Origin of the sequence: Streptococcus sp. 23.2, from assembly GCF_016648665.1 — a bacterium.
Classification (GTDB): domain Bacteria; phylum Bacillota; class Bacilli; order Lactobacillales; family Streptococcaceae; genus Streptococcus; species Streptococcus salivarius_E.
Genome location: NZ_JACLQJ010000005.1, coordinates 114164 through 122521 on the forward strand (window position 1 = coordinate 114164; position 8358 = coordinate 122521).

6 protein-coding genes are annotated in these 8358 nt (G+C 40.9%); 1 reads left to right on the forward strand and 5 read right to left on the reverse strand.

The features are described 5' to 3' along the window. Positions 1 to 82 precede the first annotated feature (82 nt). The 5 genes from H7T98_RS04480 to cls (H7T98_RS04500) all read right to left on the reverse strand — a co-directional run bounded on the left by H7T98_RS04480 (position 83) and on the right by cls (H7T98_RS04500) (position 5975). A complete protein-coding gene (locus H7T98_RS04480) occupies positions 83 to 1159 on the reverse strand; it encodes an aspartate-semialdehyde dehydrogenase (protein ID WP_002885363.1) in 1077 nt (358 codons plus the stop codon). A gap of 294 nt (positions 1160 to 1453) precedes the next feature. Beyond that, positions 1454 to 2107, reverse strand: coding sequence for a DNA alkylation repair protein (locus H7T98_RS04485; protein ID WP_038676220.1), 654 nt, complete (start codon positions 2105 to 2107; stop codon positions 1454 to 1456). A 15-nt stretch (positions 2108 to 2122) separates the two neighbouring features. Further along, a complete protein-coding gene (gene cls, locus H7T98_RS04490) occupies positions 2123 to 3697 on the reverse strand; it encodes a cardiolipin synthase (protein ID WP_048790455.1) in 1575 nt (524 codons plus the stop codon). A gap of 134 nt (positions 3698 to 3831) precedes the next feature. Next, positions 3832 to 4344 (reverse strand): GNAT family N-acetyltransferase, encoded by a 513-nt coding sequence (locus tag H7T98_RS04495; RefSeq protein ID WP_037611427.1) that lies wholly within the window; start codon positions 4342 to 4344, stop codon positions 3832 to 3834. 80 nt (positions 4345 to 4424) lie between these two features. Next, a complete protein-coding gene (cls, locus tag H7T98_RS04500; RefSeq protein WP_201061363.1) occupies positions 4425 to 5975 on the reverse strand; it encodes a cardiolipin synthase in 1551 nt (516 codons plus the stop codon). A 592-nt stretch (positions 5976 to 6567) separates the two neighbouring features. Between cls (H7T98_RS04500) and H7T98_RS04505 the strand changes: the two genes are divergently transcribed. Next, complete coding sequence (locus H7T98_RS04505) at positions 6568 to 8118, forward strand: BCCT family transporter (protein ID WP_037611795.1); 1551 nt, start codon at positions 6568 to 6570, stop codon at positions 8116 to 8118. Positions 8119 to 8358 lie beyond the last annotated feature (240 nt).

Here is an 8358-nt window from a genome sequence, read left to right on the forward strand (position 1 = left end):
TGGACTTTTATAGCCTGAATCTTAAATTATAAAAGCGAAGGAGAAATCAAACTCTTCGAGTTACTGATTTCTGTTTTGCTCCCTATTTCAATTCAAATTTTAATTCTGAAGTTGGGCGAACCAAACCACGTTCGTGAAGTGTTTCTGCGATTTGGACTGAGTTCCAAGCGGCACCTTTAAGGAGGTTATCTGAAACAACCCACATGTGGATACCTTTTTCAGCATCCAAATCTTTACGGATACGTCCAACGAATGTATCACGTGAACCTACAGCGTTAACAGCTTGTGGGTAGACTTGGTTAGCAACGTCGTCTTCAAGAACTGCACCAGGGAATTCTGCAATAGCAGCTTTCACTTCATCAATTGGTGCCACTTCTTTTGTTTCAATGTAAACTGACTCTGAGTGAGCTGACAAGACTGGAATACGTACACATGTTGCTGATACAGCAATGCTATCGTCTTCCATGATTTTCTTAGTTTCGTTTGTCATCTTCATTTCTTCGTAAGTGTAGTCATTTTCAGTGAAGACGTCGATTTGAGCCAAGGCGTTAAAGGCGATTGGATAGTGTTTCTTATCACCACCACATGGCAAGATTTCAGCTTTGACATCACGTGGGTTAACGCCATCATTCAAAACTTCTTTCAACTCACGTTGTGTTTCAAGGATTGCTCCCATACCAGCACCTGATACGGCTTGGTAAGTTGACACGATGATACGGTCCAGGCCCCATTTTTGACGAACTGGCTCAAGGGCAACCATCATTTGAATAGTTGAACAGTTAGGGCAAGCAATAATACCGTTGTGAGCATCAAGCGCATGTGCATTGACCTCAGGTACAACCAATGGTACATCTGGGTTTTGACGGAAGTATGATGTATTATCAACGACTACTGCACCAGCTTTAACGGCGTATGGTGCATATTTAGCAGAGGTAGATCCACCAGCTGAGAAAAGTGCAATATCTACACCTTCAAATGCGTCTTCAGTCGTTTCTTCGATGGTCACGTCTTGGCCTTTAAATTGCAAGACTTTGCCTGCAGAACGAGCAGACGCAAGGTAGCGAATGTTATCGATTGGAAGTGTTGATTCTTCCAACATTTTAATCATTTGAGCACCGACGGCACCTGTAGCACCGACAACAGCAACTGTGTATCCCATAGTAAAACCTCTTTCGGAATTTTCTATCAATTTAGTTTAGTGAATCTATTATACTACGTTTAAGCCCAGTTGAAAAGGGTTAAAAGGCCAAGAATAAAGAAAAGCCCCTACCAAATGGTAAGGGATAGGAGGCATCTTTCGATGAGAGTAGCAGGTTCACACAACTACTCAAGGTCCGCTCCTGCGTTACAATCTAATGTAGACCTCCTCAGCGCAAAAGGCTCCAAAGAGCCAATCGACTCATCGCATGTTTCTATTCTAGCATATTGAACGACAGAGTCAAGCTCTTGATTTCTATAAATACTTACTTGCCTCACGAATGCTAAGAGATGCCATTTGACTAGCATGTTGATCAATAAAAGCCCGAACCCAATCAGGATTTACCTTTGAGTAATTGCGCAAACTCCAACCGATAGCCTTATTAATGAAAAACTCTGTCTGCCCAAAGTTGTTACAGATAACCTCTGCTAGGAGAGCAGTATCTGTCAAATCTTTACGCATAAGCTGGTGGTCAATGGCAATACGTCTCAACCAAAAATCCTCATCAAGACTCCATTGGCGCATGATATTCTTGGTTTCTGGATAGTGAAAAGTAACCTCTCCGATGATAAGGTCCAATTGATCTATACTGTCCCACCATGATTTGGTTTGAGCCAATTCCTTTAGCTTTGGAAAATCTTCAGGTCTAAGCTCCTTCTTCTTTTTATCCAGATAATCCATAGCAATATATTGAAACTCACGGTAAGGTTGCTGCCAACACTCTTCCACAAAAGTCCAATCAATTGGATTTTTTATGAAAGGCTTAAAAAACTCTCTTTCAATCTTTTTGAGAATTGGTTTTTGAACGCCAAGAAAGCTGAATTTATTTTTCATATAAGCTTCCATTGCTGGGACTTTCGTTGAATCAGCTTGGTCTTCTAACAATTTCAAAAGAATGTTTGTATCCATATGATTTCTTCTTTTTTACATCAAAGGTCCAATCAAAGAAAAGAGATAGCCACATAGACGATGAGCCATAGGCATTTTCAACAAACTTTCCAGAGTGACTTCCTCTGAGAGAGCCTGGGTTTTCTCAAAATCTTGTTCAATCTTAATCACTTCCAGATTTTTGTAGAGATAAACCCCGTCTTCAAAATTTTGATAGAGACTTCGATAGTCTGTGTTAATGGTACCTACCACAGCTTGTTGGCCATCAGAAACATAAACTTTTGCATGGACAAAACCTGGAGTATAGCGGAAAATACGGACGCCAGCATCCAAGAGCACTTTAAAATAGGTCGTCGCAATATCAAAGGCATACTGTTTATCTGGAATCCCTGGCATAATGATCCGAACATCAACACCTCGTCTGGCCGCAAAGGTCATGGCTCTGACCAATTCATCATCCAAAATCAGATAAGGCGTCATGATATAGACATAATTAGTTGATGTATTCAGAAGATGTAAATAAACATTTTCGGCAACCTTGTGGTAGGTCAGCGGTGAATTGCCATAAGGGAGTACAAAGCCCGAACTCTTCCTTTGTTGAGGTTTTTCTTGTAGATAGTGCTCCATATCCGTTTTATCTTCTATTCCAGTCACTGTCCACATGGTCAAAAAGAGAGCTTTCAGTGTTTGAACTGCTGGACCATCTAAGCGAAGGGCCGTATCCTTCCAATGGCCAAAGCGTTCTCGTTTATTAACATACTCGTCAGCGATATTAACGCCACCAGTATAAGCAACTTGACCATCAATCACTGTTATTTTTCGGTGGTCTCGATAGTTGTAATAGGTCGATAAAACTGGCTTAATTGGCGAGAAGGTCTGAGCTTTAATACCAACCTTGTGTAACCTCTCGATATAATCGTAGGATAAGGTGGTCATCTCATTCATCCCATCAAACATAACACGAACGTCCAGTCCTGCCTTAGCCTTCTCCTCCAAGATGGCTAATATCTCTCCCCACATGATGCCTTCATCAATGATGAAATACTCCATAAAGATATAACGCTCTGCCTTTTTCAGATCCTCCAACAAGGCCGGAAGCATATCATCTCCAAGTTGGAAATAAGTCACTTTAGTATCTCTATAAATTGGAAAATGAGCAGGACTATGCTCCAGAAAATAAGCCAGTCTTTGCAGTTGCCTATCGCTATGAGGCAGATAGTCCTCAACCTCTGGCTCGGTAGCCAAATAGTCGGAAGTTTGCTGAGTAGCTTCCACAAGACGCTTTTTCAAACGTCTGACACCAAAATCAGCTAGCGAAAAATAGAGCAAGGCGGTCCCAAAAATGGGAAAGAGGGCAATGATGATCAACCAAGAAAGTTTGGAACGGGAGTCCATGGAACGATTGAGCAAATATAAAAAGGTAAAAACACTCAATAAGTGTTCCCATAAGATAATGGATGGGAAATGCTCTTGTAGGCTAATATATGAAAAGACAAGAAAGGCCAATTCTAGTAAGAAAAACAGGAAAATAGGTACCTTACGATTAAGTAGAATTTTAGCCCATTTAGACGGCTTCTGAGGCAATAGCCGGGCACTTATTTCTTGGGACATATAGGCTCCTTTAGTACAAAGAAATTAGCTCACAGTTCAGAGCTTTTTCTACGATTTTTCAATTATTAGTATCATTCTGGCGTGGGCAAATGACACAATCAATTTGTCGACTTTGACTAGACATTTCTAGCCTCCTACCGTATTTTCCTGACAGGACCATCTAAGGTCTTTTGCATCCAGACAATATCATGCCATTGCTCAAACTTGTAGCCCACTTTTGGAAAATGAGCAACTTGGACATAACCACGTTTTTCATGCATAGCAATGCTAGCCTCGTTCGGAACAGCAATACAGGCTAAGAATCGCAAAAAGCCCCGTTGTTCAAGTTCCTCTTCAAGAGCATCATAGAGCTGACTTCCCAGACCTCGACCACGGGCATCTTCATGCAAATAGATGGACAATTCAGTTGTCCAATTATAAGCTGTCCGGGCATAGTAGGTTGAAGCATAGGCATATCCGAGAACTTGTCCATCCTCTTCAGCGACCAGATAAGGGTAAGTTTCAAGGGTTTTATTGATACGATTCTCAAATTCTTGAACACTGGGAACTTCATATTCAAAGGTAATGGCCGTCTTCTCAACATAGGGTGCATAGATGACCTGAATAGCTTGTGCATCAGCCAAGTTGGCTGGACGAATGGTTAACATCATTTTCTCCTTCGACTTCATTATCTTTATTTTATACTATAAAAAAAGAGGGCTCAACCCTCTTCTTACAAAAATTGACATTACATCAATGGCGCCACTAGTTTGGTCAATAAGCCTAAGGCCTTTTGATGGAATGGAAGTTTTTCAACGTCAGTCGTGCTGACTCGGTGACACTGGTCTTTTGTCGCTTGGAAATCTTCCTCAATAGCAAGAACCGAAGAAGTCCTATAGAGATAGGTCGCACACTCAAAATGATGATATAGACTTCGGTAATCTAAATTAATCGTTCCTACAACAGCCCGACTATTATCACTTACAAAGATCTTGGCATGAATAAATCCAGGTGTGTACTCATAGATTTTAACGCCAGAGGCTAGCAGTGTTGGGTAGTAGGTCTTAGCTAGGTAGTAAGCTGATTTTTTATCAGGAATACCAGGCATGATGATACTAACGTCTACCCCACGCTCAGCCGCAAACTTGAGAGCATGGAGTAGTTCACCATCCAAAATAAGATAAGGTGTCATGATATGAACAAAATCACGCGCATGGTTAAGGATGTCAATATAGACATTCTCACCAACTTTATCCTTGTCCAATGGAATATCCCCATAAGGAACAACAAAGCCAGGGGTATCAAACGCCTTATGTTCAACCATATACGGCGTAACATCTAAAGTTTCGTTAGAATAGGTGCACATCTGAAGAAAGAGAACTAAAAAAGTATCAACCGCTGGGCCCTCCAGCATCAAGGCAGTATCTTTCCAATGACCGAAACGCTCAATCTTGTTGATATACTCGTCAGCTAAATTAACCCCGCCTGTGAAAGCAACCTTACCATCAATCAGCAAGATTTTCCTATGGTCACGGTAATTGTAATAGGTTGACAGGAAAGGGGTTACCGATGCAAAAACTCGAGATTGAATGCCAATTTTTTCCAATCGTTTCTTATAGTCAAAACTCAAAGTTGAAAATTCATTCATACCGTCATACAGGACTCGAACTTCCACCCCTTCTTGAACCTTTTGTTTCAAGATTGCTAGGATTTCACCCCACATTTCACCTTCACCAATGATGAAATATTCCAAGAAAATGTACTTCTCTGCTTTAAGGAGCTGTTTCTTCATTTCCTCAAACTTGGCTTCACCACTTGGGAAATAGGTCGTCTTCGTGTCACGATAAACTGGAAAGGAACCGTTCACATTTTCAAGATATTGGACCAAGTTATAGTTGCTGGTGTGACGCTGTTTAAGCTCTTCGAGGGCCTGATTATCTTGTTTCAGAATACCAGAACTGCGGTCAATATTGCTCTGAATAGCACGCTTCATCCCTGTGTAACCTATATCAAGTTTCGTATAAGCCAAGAGCAAGGTTCCGATAATAGGGAAAGGCAAGACTATCAGGAGCCATGTATTTACAGCCGTCGACTCCATATCACTTTGAAAGAGATAAATAATGGCCAGAATACGAAGGACTACTTCTGTAACTTGCAGGTGTATCCTATATTGATGCAACCAGAGGTAAGACATGGCCACAACAACAAGCTGCAGTAAGATGATTAAGAAGATAATCGTAGCACGACTAAAGATTCCACGAAGAAAGCCACGACGACTCTTATCATAAAGACGTTCAATTTTAGCTTCGTTTTTGATAGCATGACTCCTTTCCCTTTTTAATTAATCTTATTATAACCAAATTTGTAAAATTAAGCAAGACAGAAAAAGCCATCTATGTTAGGCTCAGATAAACACCACATTTATCTGAAAAGAACTAACATATAGGACGAAATGGATTACCGAAACAAATGGATTTTACGAATGTTTCTCAAAATTATGAGGCTGGGACAAAAGTCCTAGCCTCTCAATTTGTCTTTGGATTGTCGAGAAAGACGCAGTGGTTGAGTGGGCTCTACTACACTGATTTCATCAGCTTTTACAGCCCTACTCAACTGTGCGGAGGTGGGACGACGAAATCGAATTCTAACGAATTACCGATTTCTGTCCCACTCTCAAGAAATAGAATTCCTAGGAAATCATTGAATTATCAATCACCCTACCAAGTTTTTCTGAGTTACTTGAAAAGTCTAACTTAATTTGACAATTTAGGTTCTTAAACGTCTCTAGTTAATCAACTAAAAATTATAACTAGCTGGGTGTTATCTAATCTCCCCTCATTTTTAAGTTTTTATCATTTTTGATATAATGGTAGAGAATGAAAGGAGACTTTATGTCAACTAAAAATTTAACGCCGGTCTTAAAAACCTCTTTTGTGCTACTGGCTATCCTCGTCCTTCTTGGTATTGTTATGCCTGACGGCTACCAAGTTTGGTCAGAACAACTAAGGGAAGTTATTTCAGATAAACTTGGCTGGTTTTACTTATTACTGGTCACGTCAATCGTTCTACTTTGTGGCTTTTTCCTGGTTAGTCCCGTTGGGCAAATCAAACTGGGGGAACCCAATTCGGTGCCTGAACACTCTACTATCTCTTGGATTGCCATGATATTTTCTGCTGGAATGGGAATCGGCCTTGTCTTCTACGGTGCCGCAGAGCCCTTATCCCATTATGCCATTTCAACGGTACGAGCTACCCCAGGGTCGCAGGAAGCCTTAGCCGATGCTTTCCGTTACACTTTCTTTCACTGGGGCATCCATGCCTGGGCAATATATGCTTTAATCGCCCTGGCCCTCGCCTACTTTGGTTTCCGAAAAAAAGAGAAATATCTTTTATCGGTTACCTTAAAGCCCTTGTTTGGTAAAAAAACAAACGGTATCCTTGGTAAGATCGTAGATACGATTACAGTGGTCGCTACTGTTATCGGGGTGGCAACCACTCTTGGTTTTGGGGCAGCCCAAATCAATGGGGGACTCAACTACCTCTTTGGTATTCCAAACAATGCCCTTGTGCAAGTTATTATCATCATTATCACAACCATCCTCTTTACCATTTCAGCCCTTTCTGGTCTTGGAAAAGGGGTAAAAATCTTATCAAACACCAATCTTATTTTAGCGATTGGACTACTCGCCATCACCATAATCATCGGTCCCACAGTCCAGATTTTTAATACCTTGACCGATAGTATCGGACTGTATATTTCCAATTTCTTCCGTATGAGTTTCAGTGCTGGTTCCTTTGGTCAATACAATCGTGACTGGATCAATACTTGGACGATTTTCTATTGGGCTTGGTGGATTTCTTGGTCACCATTCGTGGGAGTTTTTATTGCCAGAATTTCTAAAGGACGTAGTATCAGACAATTTCTATCCATCGTCTTATTAGCACCGACTGTATTAAGCTTTTTATGGTTTTCTACCTTTGGAACACTTTCAACGCATGTTCAATCACTTGGAAATGTAGATTTAACACAGTTTCCAAGTGAGCAGACCTTGTTTGCAACCTTCAGTCAACTGCCATTTGGTTTTATTGCCTCCGTTGTTGCCATCATCTTGATCATTACCTTCTTTATCACGTCAGCAGACTCTGCGACCTATGTGCTAGCTATGCTCTCTGATGATGGGAATCTCAAACCAAAGAATAACCTTAAAATCTTCTGGGGCGTACTCCTTGCGACTATTGCCATCGTCTTACTTCTTTCAGGGGGCTTAGTAGCCTTGCAAAATACGCTGATTATCGTAGCCTTTCCATTTTCACTCATCATGGTACTGATCATGGTTTCCCTAGTCATTGAATTGCTACACGAAAAAGACAAGATGGGACTGTCAATCACACCGACACGATACCCTAAAAAAGATCAACCCTTCAAATCTTATGAAGAATAAATAACCCAATTTGTAAAACGAAGCTAGACAGAAAAAGCCATCTATGTTAGGCTCAGATAAACACCACATTTGTCTGAAAGGAACTAAGATAAATGACCTATACTCATCTTACCACAAACGAGCTTGTAACGATAGAGGCTTACTATCAAGAAAACATAATAAAAATCATAACCACCCGTCTAACGGGTGGTTTGATCAAGGGCTATAAGCCCATAATACCAGCCAGCGCCTAAAGACGCT